This is a genomic window from Endozoicomonas gorgoniicola, assembly GCF_025562715.2.
Lineage (GTDB): Bacteria > Pseudomonadota > Gammaproteobacteria > Pseudomonadales > Endozoicomonadaceae > Endozoicomonas_A > Endozoicomonas_A gorgoniicola.
The window spans coordinates 45375-64433 of record NZ_JAPFCC010000001.1; the positions used below are offsets into that span (position 1 = coordinate 45375).

Consider the following 19059-nt stretch of genomic DNA (forward strand, 5'->3'; position numbering starts at 1 on the left):
CACATGCAACGGTAAGTATTAAGAGTTTTATATGACTTTAAATATTTCGTCACATAGTGACGATAATGAAAAAAATGCCCTGGGGAGACCCAGAGTTGGTATTACAGAGCAAAACTCACTGGAATTTTGCCTTACCATAAGGCGATGGATCGATAATCATCGCTTAGATCGCTGGCTTGCAGAAGAGGCCAGCTATCCTGATGCTGTGGCAGCTTACGACCATTTACCCAGTAATTTAAATGGATGTGGCAAATGTGAAGAGGCTAAAGCACTTGACCTGTGGTGTTTGAAGTGGCTCTCGCAAGCAGGTTGGCAGAGGCTACAGGCAAACGTACGACAACAAAGACTTAATCATGGTTCATCAATAATCGGGAAAGATGGTCAACCGATCAATCGCCCCCGTAGAAAAGCTATCCAACTGGAGGAAGAAACCAAAAACCGCCTGGCTTACTATGCCCGAAAGCGTAATATGACTATCAATGAAGCCATCCGTGATCTACTTGACCATGCTGATCCATGAGTTTGATTAGAGATCAAGTTGACTCTAATCAATAGAAAATAGGCTTGAAAACATTGCTATATAAAGGATTAATTGGCTTGATTAAAGAAAGTGCTATAAATAAGCCGGCCATCCCTCATATCGTAAACACACGGCTATGCAGGTAGATCAACGGGCACAATCAGATGAACACAACACCTGATCAACACAGACTTTTTATTCTAAAAAAATATTAAACCTTTCTTCTTTATAAAAGTCTAAGCGTAGTAATTTAAGAAGTAACAGCAGGAAGGGAGTCACTATGGCTTATGGATTTACGCCGGTTTCTGGCGCATCATCGAATAGTTCATCAACCGCCACTGAAGCAACAGGGTCGCATGTTGCTTCATCATCAAGGTTTAACTCCAGAACTGTGTCTGAAACAGCAGGTAATGAACTGTATATTGTTGACAGGGAGGGCCACCAATCATTTACAACCTTCCGCGAGTTACTTTCAGACAGACATTTGTGGCGCAATTTCAAAGATCAATTTTCCCTGTACCAGCCTGATGTCACTTTCGAATTTGAATCTCCAGAAGCCAGACATGATGTCCTTCAAAGTGAACAGTTAAGTCAGCTGTTTCTTCTGATCAATGATGTTCAGGTCATACCCGGGATAACCCGGGAAATCGAATTAGAAGCAGAAAGGCCTCAAGATGCCCCTCCCCAAGTCCAGGCTGTTTCTGATCAAAGGTCGGATTCTAGTCAAATATTGTGTAACCCAGATATGGAAGAGCCCGGAGAACGCATCTATAGCCTGACGAGCCAGACAGCAAGAGAGGTGAGCAGGACGTTTCCTCGAGGGTTCCGTAACGTGAATACTCTATCAAGTTCTGGCTTTTATTTTTCTTACGACCTGGGAAAAGTACAGTGCTTTTGCTGTGGTGGCACTGTTGAGCAGGAGCTGATCCAGAACAGCACAGATCTGGATCAGCTCCATGGTAAATTTTATCCTGACTGCAACTTCCTTCGTCAGAAAAAAGGGGAGCCATTTATTCGTAACCTCCAGAACAACTTGACCGAAGCAGAGCGAACACTGGTGGCTAACTCCCGACCCGACATCCCGTATTTGTACTCACGGCCTGTGAGTGACGCAGCCAGGCGTAGAAACAGAATGCTCAGACAACGTGATTTTGATCGACTGAGTCTGCTAGAAGGGCGATTCGAAAGTTTAACCTTGCAAGATACCATGCAATATCATCGGACATCTGATCCCACAAGGGTGCGTCAAAGATTTCAGCAGCTGCAGCTGCCCCAGCCCCCTGCGCTTAATAGTGGAATCGGTGATAGCTGTAATGCTTCCCTTGAACATCTTCGTAGCAAATTATCTCCTGAGCAATTCCTGGCACTGGATAGGTTACGTAATAAAGTGACAGCCGCTTTTTATCAACGGGAAATACTGGAACAGAGCCTGTTGGAGATTCTTCACCAACTCGACGCCTGTCCTGAACCAGAAGTCAGGGAAGTGGCTGGAGAAATCACCGAAATCATTAACGCAGCTCAAGATCAAGACTGTCAGGATCACACTTCGGAAGTGATTGATCAAATCAAAACCCGATTGCTTTTTATGGCGTTAAAGCAGGAACTCGCATCAGAAACAACCCCGACTTCCGCGCTCCGTTTTTTCTGCAAACTGAAGTTATTTTTCAATGAGTCCGTGCTGTATAAAGTGCTGGCTACAACAAATGACAGTCGTGGACTCCCTTTAATTGCAAGCAGAGAGTCTACAGAAATCAGGGGGTACGTTAAAAACCACCTGGCAAGAGCCGTGTGCCAGTTCCCCGCAACGCATATTTTACAGCGGTATAGCAGCTTGGGCCGCCCCGCTGCCGAGGTTATGGAAAACATTGAGAACGTATTCAGGCATGGCATTAATAATCAGGCGGACTTTGCACAATACCTGACCGACTTATTCCTGGCTGATCGCCAGTTTATGGAACTTCTGCAACAGCTCGATGGTGACTTATCCATTCGGTGTGCCAAATCACAAAGTAATGCTGAACTGCTGATGGAAGTCTATGATCCCCTTACGGCCACCTCCGGGGTTTCAGAGCAGGAACTTCTGGAAGGGGCTGGCAACGTTGCACAAACCCGTGAGCAATGGATCCGGGAAGATCTTCAGCAATTCATTGACGAACAGATCCGAGAGCACTGGGCAGTTATTACCATTGAAACATCGTTATAAGTTGTGAAAAATGGCAAAGCACCCACGAGCGCATAGTGAGCATGACTATGAATGGTTCTGGTGTCAGGGATACAGGTCGTGTCCCGGGGATCAGTCCAACGACGGTCATCAGCCATTTAAAAAACTTGCCCCACCACGGGTAACGTCACTTCCTTTCTAGTGCTATGCCTGATCAAACCGGATACGGTAAAGCAGCGCATAGATAACGGGCAAAACGACCAGTGTCAGTACGGTGGCAAAGCCCAGACCAAAAATAATGGCCACTGCCATAGAGCTGAAGAAGGCATCAAATACCAGTGGAATCATACCCAGCATGGTGGTCAGTGCCGCCATGCAGACGGGTCTTACCCGGCTGACGCAGGCATCCAGAATGGCAGATTGTGCGGTGGCAGACTCTCTGGCTGCCTCAATATTAATCTGTTCTACCAGAACAATGCCGTTTTTCACAATCATGCCGGACAGGCTGAGCATCCCCAGTAAGGCAGTAAAAGAAAAGGGCATTCTCAGCAACAGCAGCCCGGCAGCAATACCAATAATGCTCAGCGGTACGGTTGACCAGATAGCAATTGGCTGTCGTATGGTGCTGAACAGGAAAACGGTAATCAGGAACATAATCAGATAGCCGAGAGGCAGTGACAAGAAGATGCCTTTCTGGGCATCTCTTGAGGACTCGTACTCGCCACCCCATTCCAGAGAATAACCGGCTGGCAGCGGAATGGCTTCAATACCCCCAAGAATTTTCTGACGCACAGAATCAGCCGTTTCTTCACTGAACGGGGGAATGTCTGCCAGTACGGTTAATACCCGCTTCAGGTTTCTGCGCATGATAAGCGGGTTTTCAGTTTCGGTAGCAAAGGCCGTTACCGCCTGACTGACAGGAACAAACGTGTTGCGCTCATCGCTCCAGACCTGCAGGTCGCTGATATGGTTAGCGTTCAGGTGCTGAGCCTCAGGTGACCTTGCCACAATAGGCAACAGGTGACTGCCATCCCGGTAAACCCCAATCTGCTTGCCGGAAAAATTAACCAGCATGGCATGGTCAATGGATTGCTTGGAAAGCCCGCTGCGGCGCGCGGCGGCTTCATCAAACTGTGGACGGATAATGTTCACCTGTTCCCGCCAGTCGTTTCGGATGGCGTAAGCACTGGGTTCCGCCTCAGCCACTTCGATGGCCTGAGCGGCAAGCCTGCGCAGAACCTCCGGGTCAGAACCGAAAAACCGGGCTTCTATCCGGGCAGCCGGAGCAGGGCCGTTTTCGAGCAGCTTGAATTTAAAATCAATATCCGGAAACCTTGTTTCCAGACTCTGTCGCATTTCCGGGATCAGTTCTCTGATGGTGTTCAGGTCAGCCACTTCGATAATCAGCTGCCCATAGCTGCTGTACATTTTTTCCGGTGCGTAGGTCAGGATGAATCGCTGTGCGCCCATGCCCATAACTGTTGTCAGATTGACCACCTGCTGGTAGTTCATGACCTCCTGCTCAATGGCCTTCATGGTTTTTTCGGTTTCCCTGATATCAGTGCCTTCCTGCTCCCAGACATCCACAAAAAAGATGGGCGTGTTGGACGGCGGAAAAAACGACTGTTTGATACTACCGAAACCAACGATGGCTGCGACAAGGGCTGCAATGATCAGAGCCAGGGAAGTCAGCCGGTATCGCAAGGCGATGTTCAGCAGATTGCGATAAATCGTAAACAATGCGCCTTTATAGGGGTCAGATGCATCCCCGACCATACCTTCTGAGGGTTCACTGAACATCAGGTAACAGAATAACGGGGTGATAGTAATCGCCAGAACCCAGCTGATCATAAGGGCGATCAGCAGTACCTGGAACAGGGATATCAGAAAATCGCCGGTAGAATTGGGTGACAGCCCGATGGGGGCAAAGGCAATAACCGCAATGATGGTGGCACCCAACAGAGGCCATTGAGTCTGGCTGACAACGACTTTAACCGCTTCGATCCGGGACTGCCCTTTCTGCAGGCCGACCAGTACACCTTCCGTGACCACAATGGCGTTATCGACCAGCATACCCAGGGCAATGATCAGGGCGCCCAGGGAGATCAGCTGCAATTCGACCTTGAGGATATTCATGCCAATAAACGTCCCCAGAATCGTCAACAGCAGAATCGTCCCCATCAGCAGGCCGGAACGAAGCCCCATGGTAAATAGAAGAACGACGATGACAATGACCACGGCTTCGACCAGATTGATCAGAAAGTCCGCAACGGACTTTTCTACGATGGCAGGCTGGTCATAAACAATATCCAGGTCGATGCCAACGGGGCGACTGAACTCCAGCTCTGCCAGCCGTTTGTTAACGGCTTTGCCAATATCAACGACGTTCACACCTTTGGAAAACGAGATGCCCATGGAAATGGCTTTGTTGCCATTGCTGCGGTAAAGGTTGGTTGGTGTTTCGTCCGGTTTTCTGCTGATGGTGGCGATATCACCCAGGTAGATCAGTTCAGAGCTGCCGGGATTACTGATCAGCAACTGTTCAAGTTCATGCAAATCCTGAAACTCGCCAGTGGGATGAATGCGGATGGACAGTCCTTCAACCAGTACACGACCAGCGTTAGATACAACGTTTTGATTCTGGATCAGGTTTAAAATGCGGGCGGGGTTGATGCCCAGAGTCGCCAGTTTGCTTTCTGACATTTCGATAATGACCTGGTCGGTCACTGTTCCGGCCAGACTGATTTTCTTTACCCCCTTAATCAGTGACAAATCCCTGCGTATGTAGTCGGCATAATTTTCCAGCTCCCTGTAACTGTAGTCTGTACTGCTGATATTGAAGAGAACACCAAAAACGTCACTGAAGTCGTCATTAACAAGCGATGGCAAAACACCGGGAGAAAGGGTTCTCTGGGCGTCACCGATCTTTCGCCGTAATTCGTCCCAGATCTGAGGCTGGTCACTGGCTTTGGCAGTCTCCAGCAGTTCAATCGATATCTGTGACAGTCCGGCGCTGGATACAGAGTTGATGTTTTTAACGTATTCAAGCTGTTGAATGGCACGCTCAAGAGGCAGTGTCACTTCTTCCTCGACCTGTTCTGGCGAGGCGCCGGGATAAGCGGTCAGGACCATGGCCCGAGGGATAGGGAATTCAGGAAATTCCAGTTGTCCGAGTTGCAAAAATGAGACAGCTCCGCCCAGTACCAGTAATACGACAAATGTCCAGCTGATGACCGGGTTGCGGATAGAATATTCAGCGATATTCACGGTTACAGCCCCCGTTCACGTTCCAGTGGTTTAACCGCCATGCCCGGGTGCAGGCGACTGAGACCTGCACTGACAATTTCATCCCCTGCCTCCAGTCCGCTTAAAATGGTAATGCCCTGCTCGGTGACAGCGCCAAGTGTCACCTCGACCGGGTTTACAGTCCCGGTTTCAGGGTTGTAAACCCAGGCTGAGTTTTTACCTGTACTGTCGTCTTTCAACACGGCTGTCAATGGAATGATATATTCCGCCAGTGCTTTGGGTCGGAAAGTGACTTTCGATAAGTCAATGGTGACGGTGCCTCCCATGCCCGGGTAAATAGTCAACTCTTCTGGCGTCTGCATGGTGAAGACAGCGGTATAAGACTGGGTCCCCGGTGTAACCCGGGTGTCGTGTTCCTTGTAGGTCAGGGAATATTCTTTATTGGGGTTGCCGGCAAAACGGACGGTTGGGGAGTAGTCGCGGTTTACTTCTTCTTCCCGGATTTTAGTAATAATAGTTTCAGGCACCTGGATACTGACATCCAGAGTATTGTTGCTCTGCAAAATCAGTATGGGTTGCTGAGCCTTCACTGACTGATAGTTCTCAACCATGGTCTGGGCAATGCGTCCGGAAAAGGGTGCATTAAGAACGGTGTCCCTTAGCTGGTCCTTTGCCAGTTGCAGGGATATCTTGCTGGACTTCAGTCTGGCGTTGGCCTGGTCATAGTCAGCGACTGAGACCACTTTCTTATCCCGCAGGGAAGCTATACGACGATAGTCTGCTGCTGCCAGGTCATAATTGGCCTGACGCACGGCAGCGGTGTTTCTAAAATCCCGGTCATCCAGCCTGGCTAACAGCTGCCCTTTCCGGACTTCATCAGCCGGGTGTACCGGGAATTCAATCAGTTCTCCGGAAACACGAAACGATACTTCCGCTTCTTCGGTGGCTTCTACTGTGGCAGGGAACTCTCTGATATTTTCTTTGCCACTGTCTTTTACTGTAAACAGTTTTACCGGTCGAACCACTTCGTTCACCTGTTCTTCAGTCTCTGAGCAGGCACTCAGTAAATACAGGATAAAGACGGTTGTTGCAGTGTGGATCAGTGTTCTGAACCCGGGTTTTATAACACAGGGAGTATACATACTGCCTCCAGTATTATTGCTGGCATGCGTGGATTATTGAGAGGTTTGAATGGAGTTTGCCTGCAGTCTGCTAATAATAGACATGGACAGCCTGATCGTTTGCTCAATTATGAATTTCAGGCGCAAATTGAATGGTTCAATAACCCCGTTATGATCAGACTGAGAATCTATACTGTTTGCCCTGAGTCGTTGATCTGGAGAAAGCTAATTTATGTCATCTGTCGAGCAAGACGATATGCACAACCTTCCTGTCAGCGAAGGGTACTGGCAACCAATGCCTGCGAATGGTTATGTCGAGATCAGGGTGTCGCCCCTTCAGTATCAGCAGGCTGTTGGTGTAGAGCAGGGTATTCAGGTGGTGGCTCCTGGCGGGTATGTCAGGGAGCATCGACATAATGGTCAGCAGGAACTGATTCTTGTGTTTGAAGGTGAAGGCGTAGCTGAAATTGATGGCAGGGAGTACCCCATGTTTTCAGGGGCATCTTTCTATCTGGCTCCTCATAAAAGCCATCGGTTTACCAATACCGGAGAGGGCGAACTGAAGTTCTTCTGGGTATTTCTGCCCGGCGGGCTGGCAGATTTTTTCCGTAGAGCTGGTCGCCCCCGGCATGAGGGAGAAGTACCTCCTTCTCCTTTTGCCCGTCCTGATAATATCAACCAGATTGAAGCAGAAACCGTGTTTGCACCGTTGCAGGGTAGTTAACGAATGCCGTTTATTAATTTGCCTGATGACTCAGAGCTTTTCTACCGGACTGAAGGGCAGGGAGAACCCGTCGTTTTTATCAGTGGACTGAATGGCAAAGCATCATTCTGGGATGAACAGTTAGCGTTTTTTTCCCGGTATTTTCAGGTTATTGCCTTTGACCAGCGCGGTTCAGGCAGAAGCTCAAACAAGGCTCAGTCGTGTGAAACTCTGGAGAGGCTTACAAACGACGCTGTTACCCTGATGGATTGGCTGGGCATTGAAGCGGCACACATTATCGGTCACTCGCTGGGAGGTGTCATTGCGCAAAGCCTGACCAGCCGATATCCGGAGCGCATAAAGTCGGTGGTGCTGAGTGCTACCTGGGTAAAACCTGATGATCGTCTGAAACGTATTTTTCAGGCGCGGCAAAGCTTTTTGAAAACATCTGGCGGACAGGCATTTCTGCGCTATAACCCCATGTATCTTTATCCTTACTGGTGGATTCAGTCTCATCCGCAGCTACTCAGCAATCCAGAAAGTCCCGACCCTTCCCAGGTAAAACTCTGTCTGGAACGAATGGGCATTATCATGGAGGCGGACAATCTTGAAAATGCTGCCAGTATTCGCTGCCCTGCGCTTGTTCTGTCGGCGCAGGATGACCTGCTGATCCCCCCGGCTATGGGTGATGAAGCCGCTCACTCTCTGCAGCACAGTCACCGTCATGTATTCACTAAAGGTGGGCATTATTATCCGGTGGTCATGGCGAAAGCCTTCAATCAGGTGGTGATGGATTTTCTTAACAACCTTAATAATCTTTGCCCGATGCAGCGGTTGAATCACTGACAGACGTACCTGGTAGTCGAGTGAAAGCCATTCCCCCAGATGCCGTCTCAGATTCGGACTCTTTTCACCAGTGCAAAGTAACACCGGTAAGGCAGGCGCTTCAGAAAGCCCATTATTCCTGCAAATACGGTAGGAAAACGTATTTCAAATTTACGACTGACCAGCCCGTTGCTGATGAGCCTGGCAGCCTGTTTACTCTCTATCAGGAACGGCATAGTGAAATCGTTTTTGTCAGTCAGAGGTGTTTTTACAAAGCCGGGATTAATGACTTTGACATCAAGACCATACGGGTCAAGATCCAGCTTCAGGCATTCGGCCATATTGATCAATGCCGCTTTGGTGGCACCGTAAGCCGCTGACTTTGGTAGCCCGCGATAACCAGCCAGTGACGCATTGATGGCAAGCAACCCGCGCTTTTGCTGTTTCATGACGGGGATCAGTGCCTCAAGGCAGTAGCTGACTCCAAACACATTCAGGTCAAACTGTTGTTTAATGACATCAGCACTGAACCGGCTGCCTGGCATGGGTAAAAATGTACCAGCGTTTAGCACCGCCTGGTCGATGGTTGAGAAATCATTCTGAATGGCAGTGACCACATCATTAACAGACTGCTGACAGGTCACATCCAGAGGGTAGGCATGAATCGCACCCGGCAGGGGGCGGGATTCCTCAACCAGTGCCGATAGCTTGTCCCGGCTGCGGGCGCTGGCGATCACCGTATGTCCCTGGTCTGCCAGCTCAAGGGCGAGGGCTTTGCCAATGCCCATGCTGGCACCGGTAATCCAGATAACGTTGCTTTTTGTTGCTTTCATCGTTATTGCTACATGCTTGCGGTGTTCATGGTTCGAACGCTTTTTGCAAAGGTTTTTCTTTACCAAAGACAAATACCAGTCTGCCAAGGGTTATACCCCATTTGGAAACCGTTGCTACATTGATCAGCACACCATCTTCCTGAAGGAACAGCCAGTCATCAAACGACACTCGCCATGTTTTATCACCGATGGGCAGATCGATCTTGTATTTCCAGTTAAAGGCATGTCCCGCTGCTTTGCCCTTAGCCACTCCGATAACGTCACCTGCTGTGCCTTCGTATCGCCCGTCGCCAAGAATCCTGATTTTCCACCGCCGGTTTGATGTCGATCCATTTTCATAGGAAAAATCTTCATCAAGAATCAGTACACCGTCTTTTACCGTGCCGTTCATATTGACTTTAAAACGATTGCGAACTTTGCCAAAACGATCCTGAAACATACCCCAGGCCAGCGTATGCCCCTGAAAGTAATCTTCAATCTTGAGAGTGGGGGTTGTGCCTGCGTAATCATCCGGTTTTATGGTGCTGCACCCGGCCAGCCAGGTCATTGAAACCAGTCCCAGCAGCTGACGAAACGATTTCCTCATAGTCTTGCTCCATCACATTGATATTCACTGATCATGGGTTTTCTGGTTTTATAAAAGCGGACATTGATGCTTTTGCACTTAAAACCGGTTTCGCAATACGCCAGATAGAAGTTCCACAGTTTGTAGAAGCGATGATCAAAACCTTTAAGGTTCAACTCTGGCCAGCAGGCCTTAAATCGCTTCATCCAGAGATTCAGGGTTCGGGCATAATCCTGACCAAACGCCATAGAGTCTTCCATCTCAAGCCCGGCTGACTCTATCTGGCTTTGCATGATCTGATGGCTGGGTAGCATACCGCCGGGAAAAATATAACGCTGAATAAAGTCTGCCCCTTTCCGGTAGTCTTCAAACCGTGTGTCATCAATAGTAATGACCTGAAGTATGGCAATACCTCCGGGCTTGAGACTGTCGTATACTTTCCGGAAATAGACAGGCCAGTGGTTTTCACCTACGGCTTCAATCATTTCGATGGACACCAGACAGTCAAATTGTCCGGACAGATCCCGGTAATCCGTCAGGCTGAACTGATGACCAGCGTACTTACACGTTGCCCGGGCATAAGCTAACTGTTCTGTAGACAGCGTGATGCCATGATAAGAACTGCCGGTTCGCTCAGCCAGAGCGCTTGAAAAACCGCCCCAGCCACAGCCTATCTCCAGAACCGTCTGTTCAGGCTTTACGTCCAGCCAGTCTAGTATCTGTTGGTACTTATTGCGCTGCCCCTGCTCCAGAGACTCATTCTCATGATGAAACAAAGCACTGGAGTAGGTCATGGTGTTGTCCAGCCATGGCTGGTAGAAATCATTGCCAAGGTCGTAGTGTGCAGCAATATTTTTTCTACTTCCTTTACGACTATTGTTGTTTAATAAATGAATAAGCCTCTGAATTTTTCCGCTCAGCCAGTTTGGCTCAAATAATGAGTCCAGCGCCTTTTCATTGGTCATAGCCCAGTCTGTGATGGCGACAAGATCCGGGGTACTCCAGCCACCGGATATATACGACTCTGCAAGACCAGTAATACCTGCCTGCGAAGCCATCATAAAGGCCAGTGGGCGGTGCAGCGTCAGTCTGGCAACCGTAACATCATTCTTTTCAGTGCCGATGTGGAACTCTTCTCCGGAATTAAGAGTGAGAATGATTTTACTGATATCGGCGCTTTCCAGTTTGCGCTTCAGCCACCACAGCGGCAGGCTCAATAGCGATGGGGTGGTTCTATTTGTGCCTGAAGGCATTTTTTCCGCTGTATTCATTACCGACCTCCCTTTCTTGTTATGGATTCACCGGAGCTCCAGCTATAAGGTTCTTCTGCAGGCTGGTGTTTGACGATCCTTATTCCTTTAGCCCACAGCTTCAGGGCTTCCCAGTGAATAGCGCCAGTCACTTTCAGGGTTTGCCAGGGCAGCAGGCAGAGTTGCAGCAGAATCCGTTGATTGGTCAATTCTTTTTTCTTTCCCTGAAAGACAGCGGCAAAGAGTTTGCCCTGGCTGTCCAGAAGCTCAATTGTCAGCGAAAGCGTCTGGCCAGGTCGGCGAACACGAAAACGGTAGTGGCAGTCCATCGGGAAGAAAGGCGAAACATGCAATCGTTTACGGGCAGTCTGGTGAATAATCTCCTGCCCGTCGCTCTTTTCAGGGTGAGCAGTTGCAGGGTGAGCAGTTACAGGGTGAGCAGTTACAGGTTGAGCAGTTACAGGAATAACATAAGAGTGTCGTTCACTAAAAGTATTCGAAACTTCGTAGACCAGAGCAACCGGCTGCCCGTTACGATAACAAAAATAAACCGACAGAGGGTTAAACACATAACCCAGTATTCTGGGTGAACACATCAGCTCGACTTGGTCCGCAGCCGCTATGTTGTTCTCACAGAGCAGTTCATTGACCTGCTGTTTCAGACATCGACAGGAGCCATCACCATAATCTCTGGTATGAAAGGCGATGAGGTTGAAGGCATTAAAGGAAAACAACCATAAACATTGATCCAGCTGCTGCAACTCATCCAGATTGACCAGCCAGGACGCCATACGATAGCGAAAACGGTGTTTTTTGGGGCGAATCCGGTTGTGCATCAGACTTCCCCAGTAAACGGCTGATTTCATACAACACTCTCTGTTTTGTGAGTAGACACCTGTCTGTTATCAGAAGCTGTCTCTGACTCACCGGTTCCGAAAGATTCCGGCAATACCAGACGATGGTTTTCCCCGGCCACGGACCACGGACGCTTCAGGCCGCCCAGGGCTTCTGCAACCGCAAGGCCAGACTGCAATCCGTCTTCATGGAAGCCATAGCCAAACCAGGCGCCGCAGAACCATGTGCGCTGTCGCCCCTGCAGTTCCCAGAGGCGTTGCTGGGCTTCGATGGCAGCTCTGGTAAAAACCGGATGGTCATAAAGATAGCTGCCGTGAATCAATGAACGGTCAACATCAAACCCCGGATTAAGGGTGACAAACAGGTCTTTGCCATCAAGGTGTTGCAGCCGGTTCATCCAGTAAGTCACAGACGGCCCCTGGTGATGGTTGGTTTTTGTACTCAGGTAGTTCCAGGAGGCCCAGGCTCTTTTGTTTTCCGGCATAAAGCGCGCATCGCTGTGCAATACGGCGGTATTGCGCTGAAAGGTAAAGGCACCCAGCAACAGTTGTTCCAGCTCGTCAGGTTCGCTGAGCAGCTGAAGGGTTGTGTCTGCATGGCATGCCATTACCACATGGTCAAACTGCCATTCTGTTCCCTGAAGGTTGCTGATAACCACTTTGTCCGGATAACGTTTGACTTTGCGGATGCAGCAATTCTGAACGGTACTGTTGCCGAGCTGGCTGATGATTTTGCTGACGTATTCACGACTGCCGCCTTTTACGGTTTTCCACTGGGGGCGATGGGTGAGTTGTAATAGCCCATGATTTTCGCAGAATCGCAGAAATGCGAGTGCCGGGAAGTCCAGCATTTTGTCAGCAGGGGTTGACCAGATGGCCGCTCCCATGGGAAGCAGGTGTTCGTCAATAAACTTTCGGCAGTATGCGTGGCGTGACAACAGTTCACGCAGGGTGGTTGAAGGATCCAGGGTCGTTTGCCATTCACGGCTTGCCCGGTAGAACCTCAGCACATCCACCAGCATTCTCCAGAAGCCGGGTTTCAGGGCATTAAGCCTTTGGGCAAACACACCGTTGAGACCAGAACCTGAATATTCGACTTTGCTTTTGTTGATTGAATGAGTCATGGACACGGCAAAGGACATATCGGTGTTGATAACATCGACGTCCAGATGCTTAAAAAAGGCGGTCAGGTTCGGATAGGTAGTGTCGTTAAAAACAATAAAGCCAGTGTCTACCGGAGTAGACTGATTGCTGTCTTCAACACAAACTGTATGGCTGTGACCACCAAAGCGGTCGTCTTTTTCAAACAGGGTGACATTGTGTTGTCTGGACAGCAGCCATGCAGCGGATAAACCGCTGATGCCTGAACCGATAACAGCAATGTTGAGTCCATGGTTTTTCATTAGGTTCCATCCGGAAGAAGAAGATGTGCAGTTTGATAACGCTTCTACGAGCCTCCTGAATGAGTGGATCAACGACGTACTTTAATGAATACCATTATTTTGAGAACTGAAAATAAGAAGAGGGCAGCAAAGCCCAGCAGAAGGCTGAATACGCCCAGTGGCATGAACAGGCTTTCATGTAGCCAGCCATCTTGATCAACGTACTGATAAAACCGTTTTTCGAGCCAAAGACAGCAGGCTCCCGCAGTAATAAACAGCAGGCCAGCATAAAAAAAATATGTAGAAACTTTATTTTCATGTCGGGGTGATTTTGAATAGGGTAATTCAGTCATAAATCAGCTTGTCTGTGTAGAATTTATAGTACAGATTTAATAATCCGAAAGTTTTCTGACCCCGTACAACAAGAGTTTACAATAGTGTGACTGACAGCACGATGTTAATGGCTACTGCGTACAAAAACAATATGGAATCAGACAACACAACTCCGGAAGCACTAAGGCAGAACCTGGTTGATCTGGCAAAATACCGGGACAGGCAGCTGTTTGTGCATCTGTATGACTACTTCGCTCCCCGTCTGAAAAACCACCTGATCCGCAAAGGGGCTCATGGGGAAATGGCGGAAGAGCTGGTTCAGGAAGCCATGCTGTCAGTCTGGCGGCACTGTGCCAGCTACAACCCGGATAAAGCCACGGCATCCACCTGGATTTTCAGGATTGCACGCAACCTTTGGATAGACCGGATGCGTAAAGAAAAACCGGGCTTTACGGTTCAGATGGATGTCTATCCGGAAATGGGGTTTGAGCCCAGTCATGCTTCTGCAGATTCCGATAAGCTTATTCAGGCGATCAACAGCCTGCCTCACCAGCAGTCACAACTGGTTTACAAAGTGTACTTTGAAGGAAAGTCGCATCGGGAAATTGCAGATGATATGGATATTCCATTAGGTAGTGTGAAATCAGGCCTGCGCCTGGCCTTCGGTAAATTGCGTAAAAAGATTGGCCAGGGACAATAGGAGGGGAATCATGACCGCAACACATCATCCTGATCCCAGCTCTCTGATGAGTTATGCTGCGGGCAGTCTGCCGGAACCCAGCGCCATGGTCATAGTCTGTCACCTGTCCAGCTGTGAACACTGTCGTAAAATGGTTTCTGAGGCTGAGGACGTTGGACGCTCGTTGCTGGAACAGCTGGAGCCTGTTCCTATGTCGGAAGGTAGCCGGAGTCAGATGCTGGCCCTGCTTGACGGTATTGATCCAGAACCTTCACAGCCTGTATTCAGAGCGGATACGGGTAGCATTCCGGCGCCGTTGCAACCCATGTTGGGGGAAGACCTTCACAGGCTGCACTGGCGAACGCTGGCACCGGGTATGAAGCAGTTCATTATTCCTGCCTCTGCAGGCAAGTTGCGACTGCTGAAAATTGCCCCCGGTACCTACATGCCCAAACACAGTCATTCCGGTTCAGAGCTGACCCTGGTATTGCAGGGTTCATACAGTGATGAACTAGGGCGGTTCTGTGCCGGTGACGTGGCTGACCTTGACGGTGACGTCAGCCATCAGCCAATAGTCGATACCCACGAAGACTGCATCTGTCTGATAGCAACGGATGCTCCGTTGAGATTCACCGGACTGATCCCACGACTGCTGCAGCCTTTCTTTGATCTTTGAAGCGGTGAATGGATGCACAATCTCCTCCAGCACAGTGGCTTGTAAGAACCGTAGCTACTGTGTCTGGAGTTTTTTTTGTCCACTTAAAAATCAGACAGAACGAGACTCAAGAGAGACACGATGACCTGACTTCTGAGAGTCCCGGGTGCTTTTTTCAGATTGCTCTTTTACAGAATGAGAATGTCCAATCACATTAATCAGGGCGCCTGCCACAATCAGGCTTCCGCCCAGCCATGTCCATACGGATGGTATTTCATTAAAAAATAATCCGCCCAGTATCATGGAAAAAATAATCTGAATATAAGAGTAGGCAGTTACTTTGTTGGCAGCTTCTACCTGCATGGCTCGGGTCAGGTAAATCTGTAACACCTGGGTCAGCAACCCGACCATAATCAGGAGCACCAAGGCTTCCATGTCTGGCAGTACAATATCTTTCCCAAGCAGTGCCAGAGAGACCGGTAAGGCGACCATGGGAAAATAAAAGATAATGACAGAACTGTCTTCGCTGACACTCAGTTTTTTCACAATAACATAGGCAATGGCGCTGCCTGCTGCCCCTGCCAGTGCCGCAATGACGCCAATCGCTGGCAGGTCATTGGCGCTGCCCACCAGAAGCCCCGGTTTTACCGTGATGATCAGTCCCAGGAACGACAGGAAAATACAGAGAACCGTTGAGCGATGAATCTTCTCTCCAAGCACCAGAATGGCTAACACTGCGGTGAAAATAGGCGTCAGGTTCTGAAGAATATTGGCTTCAGCCAGCGGCAGAATGGTCAATGCGTAATAAATACACATAAGGGCAAGAACGCCGGAGACTCCCCTCAGGGTGAGAAGCACCCTGTTATTGCCCCATGGTGAAATGCCTTTTCTCTTTATATCCGCATAACTCAGCAACAGTGAGATAAAAGCCCGCGCAGCAACAATCTGGAGAACCGGAATATTGTAGGTGTTAACCAGCTTTACACAGCTCGACATCAGGGTAAATGCCAGTGATGACACCAGCATGTACCTCAGCCCTTCAGGCATCCAGCGCCTTATGTTTTTTTTCATTTAAAATTCAGTCAGCCTCAAAATACGTCAGCGGCAGTTTCCGTAGGGAATTCAAAGTCGATTGTAAGAGCATGGAAACCTTAGCTGGCGGAGCATTAACAAATCATTGGCAGCATTGTATTGTGAGTGACCTTATCAGTTAAATTGAATGTTTTACTGATATTGATCAGAGGATTTGATGATTAACTATAAATTTGTGGGTATCTGACACAATGTGGGTATCTGACACAATAGGTGGTGACACGGTAGGTGATAACATTAACTGGCGCGGACAGAAAAAACGGCAATGATGTGATTTGGAAAAATGATCATTGCCGTTTAATAACAACTAAAATTATTTATTGGTAACGCAGGTCATAAATTTGTTCCAGGGTGGGGAGCATTTAATCCATGGCTTGTCAGTATTGCTTACCGTGTAGTAAGCAGATTTTTCCTTGCCGGTATCAATAATTCGGGTGTTCCCATCTGTTGCAAGATGCTGTCTACTGCCATAAAAGCCGACGGTGAACACTTGTCCGGAGTTTTTCAGTCTTGGGTCACTTTCGGGAATGCAGGGTGTTATTGCAATGGATTTATCTCTAAAAGATGTAAGGCAGAATTTGCTGCAGTTTCCGGGATTGCTTTTATCGTATAGTTCAAAGCTCACTTTTGGACTGCTTCTGGTGCTTAGTTGTTCGTTTCGACGCATTCTCCATGCGGTGGCATCGGTTGGTATTCGACCTGCATTGATAAGAGAGGTGACGGTCATCTTTCCATATTCATATTTAATTTCGGTAACCGGAAAGCTGTTTTCGCCCGCAGAGTCTTCTTTGGCAAGAGCGTAATTCACAAAATTTTGCAGGATGAAAGCAGGGATGGCTATTTTATACCCTGCGGTATACCAGAGTGCCGCTGATACCATGTATGGGTATGAAGAACGCCATAATCTATTGGCTGCACTGGTAGGGGCGGGGGTACTGCCACTGCACTGCAGGCTTAATTTTTCGGTGTCGACATACAGGGCAGTTCTCTCAGCCGGGCCACCGGCGTAAACTTCCGAACTTAAAATCAACGGAGGTGAGTATAAGTCAGGCGGCCTTGGGGTGATTGTGGTCACACTGTTTATTTCCGGTGAAAATGCTGAAGAGCTGGCAGGTTTGATCAATGCTGTAGCGTAGGTGCGGTTAACTAATATTGTGGAGACAGTAGAAGGTGCAAGTTGTGTTAGAGACGTTGTGTTAGAGTCGAACCGTGGGGTACGAGAAGGTGAAGAGTGTATTGAAGAGTGTATAGATGTACTGCTTTGGGGTATCGAACGGGACGTTGATATTCCACTGCCCAGAGCCTGGTTCGGGTATTGGGACAAAGGCAAAGTAAACAATAAAATGGACGCTGAATACGCAGCTCGTTTGTTCATGATTCACAACTCTGCTGATTGACAAAGATAGTTAAGCCTAATAAACAGAGTTAAGTGATTTTTTTTGTCAGGTGCCTGGCCCTGATGCAATGGGTTGTTTGGGAGCCGTTTCTCTTGAGTCCGCGATTATGTGGAAAGCTGAAGTGTTAATCGTCTTCAAACAGTTCCCGCAACATTCTGTCAGGGTTAGCAAGAAACGACCGGGTTATCTGGTAATGTTCGGTTTCCTCATAGTTAACCGACTCAATGCCTGAACCAGTGAAATGATAAATCAACGCTCCGGGGTAAGCCATTAACAGGGGGGAATGGGTGGCAATAATAAACTGTGACTTTTTCTGTACCAGTTGATTCATCCGGGACAGAACCGTTAGCTGTCTGGCTGGTGAAAGAGCCGCTTCCGGCTCATCAAGAATATACAGGCCGTTACCCCGGAACCGGTTGAGTACCAGCGATAGAAATGATTCTCCATGGGACTGCTCGTGGAGTGAGATACCGCCATAGGCATCTATAATCGGCGGACCTCCGCCTTCATTGTCTAACTGCTCAATGTTAGTCGCGACATTAAAAAAGCTTTCGGCCCTGAGAAAAAAACCGTCTGCGGGCTTTCGGATCGATTTAACCAGCCTTAAAAACTGGTGCAGGGCAGAGTGGGACTCACGGGTGCCAAAGTTAAAGTTTTTTGTGCCACCCTCGGGGTTAAAACCCATGGCGACGGCAATAGCTTCCAGCAGAGTCGACTTTCCACTGCCGTTTTCACCAATAAAAAAAGTCACTTCCGGTGAAAACGGCAGGTGATCAATACTCCGGATTGCCGGAATGGTGAAAGGGTAATGGTTCCAATGTTCAATTTTCTCGCTTTTTAGAGAAATTTCCCTCAGGTAGGGTAATGTTTCCATTAGTTGTTCTCTTTGCTCAATTAGCTGACGATAAACATGAGCAGCAGTTATAGCCGAAAATGGAAATACCCAGTATGGTTAAATGAAAAAAATAATGTCCCGCTTGACAGAGGAGGTACATCGGATGAACAGAGATGTCGGGCTGACCCATATCGCACTGACGTCTAAGAACATTGACGCCAGTGTCCAGTTCTATGGTGAATACGCCAATATGAGAGTGGTTCATGAACGTGGCATTGAACCAGAATCTACCCACGTGGTCTGGTTGTCAGATCAAACCAGACCCTTTGTTATTGTGTTAATCGAATCAAACCATCCTGCACCGGCTTTGGGGCCTTTCGCGCACCTTGGCGTCGGTTGTGAGTCGCGGGAGACGCTGGATAAACTGTGCGACCGCGCTCGTAAAGCCAATATTCTGGTACGAGAGCCAGTAGACTCGGGTTACCCTGCTGGCTATTGGGCTTTTATCAAAGATCCGGACGGACATAACCTTGAACTGTCGTATGGTCAGGAGGTTGGGCTGGCGGTGACTAACGCTTAATAACTGTTTAATAATAAGCCTGTCGTGG

20 protein-coding genes are annotated in these 19059 nt (G+C 48.7%); 9 read left to right on the forward strand and 11 right to left on the reverse strand.

Translation table 11 applies throughout. The features are described from left to right. Nucleotides 1–31 precede the first annotated feature (31 nt). The 3 genes from NX722_RS00225 to NX722_RS00235 all read left to right on the forward strand — a co-directional run bounded on the left by NX722_RS00225 (nt 32) and on the right by NX722_RS00235 (nt 2866). Nucleotides 32–520: a hypothetical protein gene (locus NX722_RS00225; RefSeq protein WP_262565741.1), complete on the forward strand. Its 489-nt coding sequence runs from the start codon at nt 32–34 to the stop codon at nt 518–520. Between the two features lie 1387 nt (nt 521–1907). Then, nucleotides 1908–2723, forward strand: coding sequence for a hypothetical protein (locus NX722_RS00230; RefSeq protein ID WP_265442322.1), 816 nt, complete (start codon nt 1908–1910; stop codon nt 2721–2723). Nucleotides 2724–2770: 47 nt separating this feature from the next. Next, a complete protein-coding gene (locus NX722_RS00235; RefSeq protein WP_456077473.1) occupies nt 2771–2866 on the forward strand; it encodes an IS1-like element transposase in 96 nt (31 codons plus the stop codon). A 19-nt stretch (nt 2867–2885) separates the two neighbouring features. On the opposite strand, the gene NX722_RS00240 is transcribed toward NX722_RS00235, so the two are convergent. After that, nucleotides 2886–5948, reverse strand: a complete 3063-nt coding sequence (locus NX722_RS00240; protein WP_262566182.1) for an efflux RND transporter permease subunit — start codon at nt 5946–5948, stop codon at nt 2886–2888. Nucleotides 5949–5950: 2 nt separating this feature from the next. Then, the gene (locus tag NX722_RS00245) at nt 5951–7069 is read right to left on the reverse strand and encodes an efflux RND transporter periplasmic adaptor subunit (RefSeq protein ID WP_262566183.1); all 1119 of its coding nucleotides are present in this window, start codon (nt 7067–7069) and stop codon (nt 5951–5953) included. A 211-nt stretch (nt 7070–7280) separates the two neighbouring features. Here NX722_RS00245 and NX722_RS00250 point away from each other — a divergent pair, with 211 nt between their 5' ends. Both NX722_RS00250 and NX722_RS00255 read left to right on the forward strand, forming a co-directional pair. Next, a complete protein-coding gene (locus tag NX722_RS00250; RefSeq protein ID WP_262566184.1) occupies nt 7281–7772 on the forward strand; it encodes a cupin domain-containing protein in 492 nt (163 codons plus the stop codon). Between the two features lie 3 nt (nt 7773–7775). Beyond that, nucleotides 7776–8597 (forward strand): alpha/beta fold hydrolase, encoded by an 822-nt coding sequence (locus NX722_RS00255; RefSeq protein ID WP_262566185.1) that lies wholly within the window; start codon nt 7776–7778, stop codon nt 8595–8597. A 47-nt stretch (nt 8598–8644) separates the two neighbouring features. Here NX722_RS00255 and NX722_RS00260 read toward each other — a convergent pair whose 3' ends face one another. The 6 genes from NX722_RS00260 to NX722_RS00285 all read right to left on the reverse strand — a co-directional run bounded on the left by NX722_RS00260 (nt 8645) and on the right by NX722_RS00285 (nt 13813). Beyond that, nucleotides 8645–9409 carry an SDR family NAD(P)-dependent oxidoreductase gene (locus NX722_RS00260; RefSeq protein ID WP_262566186.1) on the reverse strand — a complete coding sequence of 255 codons (765 nt, stop codon included), beginning with the start codon at nt 9407–9409 and terminating at the stop codon, nt 8645–8647. A gap of 25 nt (nt 9410–9434) precedes the next feature. Further along, the gene (locus NX722_RS00265; RefSeq protein WP_262566187.1) at nt 9435–9995 is read right to left on the reverse strand and encodes a DUF3833 domain-containing protein; all 561 of its coding nucleotides are present in this window, start codon (nt 9993–9995) and stop codon (nt 9435–9437) included. Then, on the reverse strand, nt 9992–11245 hold the full coding sequence (locus NX722_RS00270) for an SAM-dependent methyltransferase (RefSeq protein WP_262566188.1): 1254 nt from the start codon (nt 11243–11245) through the stop codon (nt 9992–9994). Before NX722_RS00270 ends, NX722_RS00265 begins: the two co-directional genes overlap by 4 nt. After that, complete coding sequence (locus tag NX722_RS00275; protein WP_262566189.1) at nt 11245–12090, reverse strand: DUF1365 domain-containing protein; 846 nt, start codon at nt 12088–12090, stop codon at nt 11245–11247. Before NX722_RS00275 ends, NX722_RS00270 begins: the two co-directional genes overlap by 1 nt. Next, nucleotides 12087–13481, reverse strand: coding sequence for an NAD(P)/FAD-dependent oxidoreductase (locus tag NX722_RS00280; RefSeq protein WP_262566190.1), 1395 nt, complete (start codon nt 13479–13481; stop codon nt 12087–12089). Before NX722_RS00280 ends, NX722_RS00275 begins: the two co-directional genes overlap by 4 nt. A 68-nt stretch (nt 13482–13549) precedes the next feature. Beyond that, on the reverse strand, nt 13550–13813 hold the full coding sequence (locus tag NX722_RS00285) for a DUF3955 domain-containing protein (protein WP_262566191.1): 264 nt from the start codon (nt 13811–13813) through the stop codon (nt 13550–13552). A 107-nt stretch (nt 13814–13920) separates the two neighbouring features. Here NX722_RS00285 and NX722_RS00290 point away from each other — a divergent pair, with 107 nt between their 5' ends. Both NX722_RS00290 and NX722_RS00295 read left to right on the forward strand, forming a co-directional pair. Beyond that, entirely contained in the window at nt 13921–14493 is a 573-nt protein-coding gene (locus tag NX722_RS00290) for a sigma-70 family RNA polymerase sigma factor (RefSeq protein ID WP_262566192.1), read from the forward strand. 10 nt (nt 14494–14503) lie between these two features. After that, nucleotides 14504–15148, forward strand: a complete 645-nt coding sequence (locus NX722_RS00295) for a ChrR family anti-sigma-E factor (protein ID WP_262566193.1) — start codon at nt 14504–14506, stop codon at nt 15146–15148. A 90-nt stretch (nt 15149–15238) separates the two neighbouring features. Here NX722_RS00295 and NX722_RS00300 read toward each other — a convergent pair whose 3' ends face one another. Together NX722_RS00300 and NX722_RS00305 are read right to left on the reverse strand one after the other, a co-directional pair. Continuing rightward, nucleotides 15239–16198 (reverse strand): DMT family transporter, encoded by a 960-nt coding sequence (locus tag NX722_RS00300; RefSeq protein WP_262566194.1) that lies wholly within the window; start codon nt 16196–16198, stop codon nt 15239–15241. A 334-nt stretch (nt 16199–16532) separates the two neighbouring features. Next, nucleotides 16533–17294: a hypothetical protein gene (locus NX722_RS00305; RefSeq protein WP_262566195.1), complete on the reverse strand. Its 762-nt coding sequence runs from the start codon at nt 17292–17294 to the stop codon at nt 16533–16535. Nucleotides 17295–17412: 118 nt separating this feature from the next. Between NX722_RS00305 and NX722_RS00310 the strand changes: the two genes are divergently transcribed. After that, entirely contained in the window at nt 17413–17616 is a 204-nt protein-coding gene (locus tag NX722_RS00310; RefSeq protein ID WP_262566196.1) for a hypothetical protein, read from the forward strand. Nucleotides 17617–17740: 124 nt separating this feature from the next. Here the strand turns inward: NX722_RS00310 and NX722_RS00315 are convergent, their stop codons facing one another. Continuing rightward, nucleotides 17741–18490, reverse strand: coding sequence for an AAA family ATPase (locus tag NX722_RS00315; protein WP_262566197.1), 750 nt, complete (start codon nt 18488–18490; stop codon nt 17741–17743). Between the two features lie 124 nt (nt 18491–18614). Here NX722_RS00315 and NX722_RS00320 point away from each other — a divergent pair, with 124 nt between their 5' ends. Continuing rightward, entirely contained in the window at nt 18615–19031 is a 417-nt protein-coding gene (locus NX722_RS00320) for a VOC family protein (protein WP_262566198.1), read from the forward strand. Nucleotides 19032–19059: the final 28 nt, after the last annotated feature.

Coding starts and splice junctions, on each gene's coding strand:
- NX722_RS00225 (WP_262565741.1), top strand. CDS start 32: ATGACTTTAAATATTTCGTCACATAGTGACGATAATGAAAAAAATGCC.
- NX722_RS00235 (WP_456077473.1), top strand. CDS start 2,771: ATGAATGGTTCTGGTGTCAGGGATACAGGTCGTGTCCCGGGGATCAGT.
- NX722_RS00245 (WP_262566183.1), bottom strand. CDS start 7,069: ATGTATACTCCCTGTGTTATAAAACCCGGGTTCAGAACACTGATCCAC.
- NX722_RS00250 (WP_262566184.1), top strand. CDS start 7,281: ATGTCATCTGTCGAGCAAGACGATATGCACAACCTTCCTGTCAGCGAA.
- NX722_RS00255 (WP_262566185.1), top strand. CDS start 7,776: ATGCCGTTTATTAATTTGCCTGATGACTCAGAGCTTTTCTACCGGACT.
- NX722_RS00260 (WP_262566186.1), bottom strand. CDS start 9,409: ATGAAAGCAACAAAAAGCAACGTTATCTGGATTACCGGTGCCAGCATG.
- NX722_RS00265 (WP_262566187.1), bottom strand. CDS start 9,995: ATGAGGAAATCGTTTCGTCAGCTGCTGGGACTGGTTTCAATGACCTGG.
- NX722_RS00270 (WP_262566188.1), bottom strand. CDS start 11,245: ATGAATACAGCGGAAAAAATGCCTTCAGGCACAAATAGAACCACCCCA.
- NX722_RS00275 (WP_262566189.1), bottom strand. CDS start 12,090: ATGAAATCAGCCGTTTACTGGGGAAGTCTGATGCACAACCGGATTCGC.
- NX722_RS00280 (WP_262566190.1), bottom strand. CDS start 13,481: ATGAAAAACCATGGACTCAACATTGCTGTTATCGGTTCAGGCATCAGC.
- NX722_RS00285 (WP_262566191.1), bottom strand. CDS start 13,813: ATGACTGAATTACCCTATTCAAAATCACCCCGACATGAAAATAAAGTT.
- NX722_RS00290 (WP_262566192.1), top strand. CDS start 13,921: ATGGCTACTGCGTACAAAAACAATATGGAATCAGACAACACAACTCCG.
- NX722_RS00295 (WP_262566193.1), top strand. CDS start 14,504: ATGACCGCAACACATCATCCTGATCCCAGCTCTCTGATGAGTTATGCT.
- NX722_RS00300 (WP_262566194.1), bottom strand. CDS start 16,198: ATGAAAAAAAACATAAGGCGCTGGATGCCTGAAGGGCTGAGGTACATG.
- NX722_RS00315 (WP_262566197.1), bottom strand. CDS start 18,490: ATGGAAACATTACCCTACCTGAGGGAAATTTCTCTAAAAAGCGAGAAA.
- NX722_RS00320 (WP_262566198.1), top strand. CDS start 18,615: ATGAACAGAGATGTCGGGCTGACCCATATCGCACTGACGTCTAAGAAC.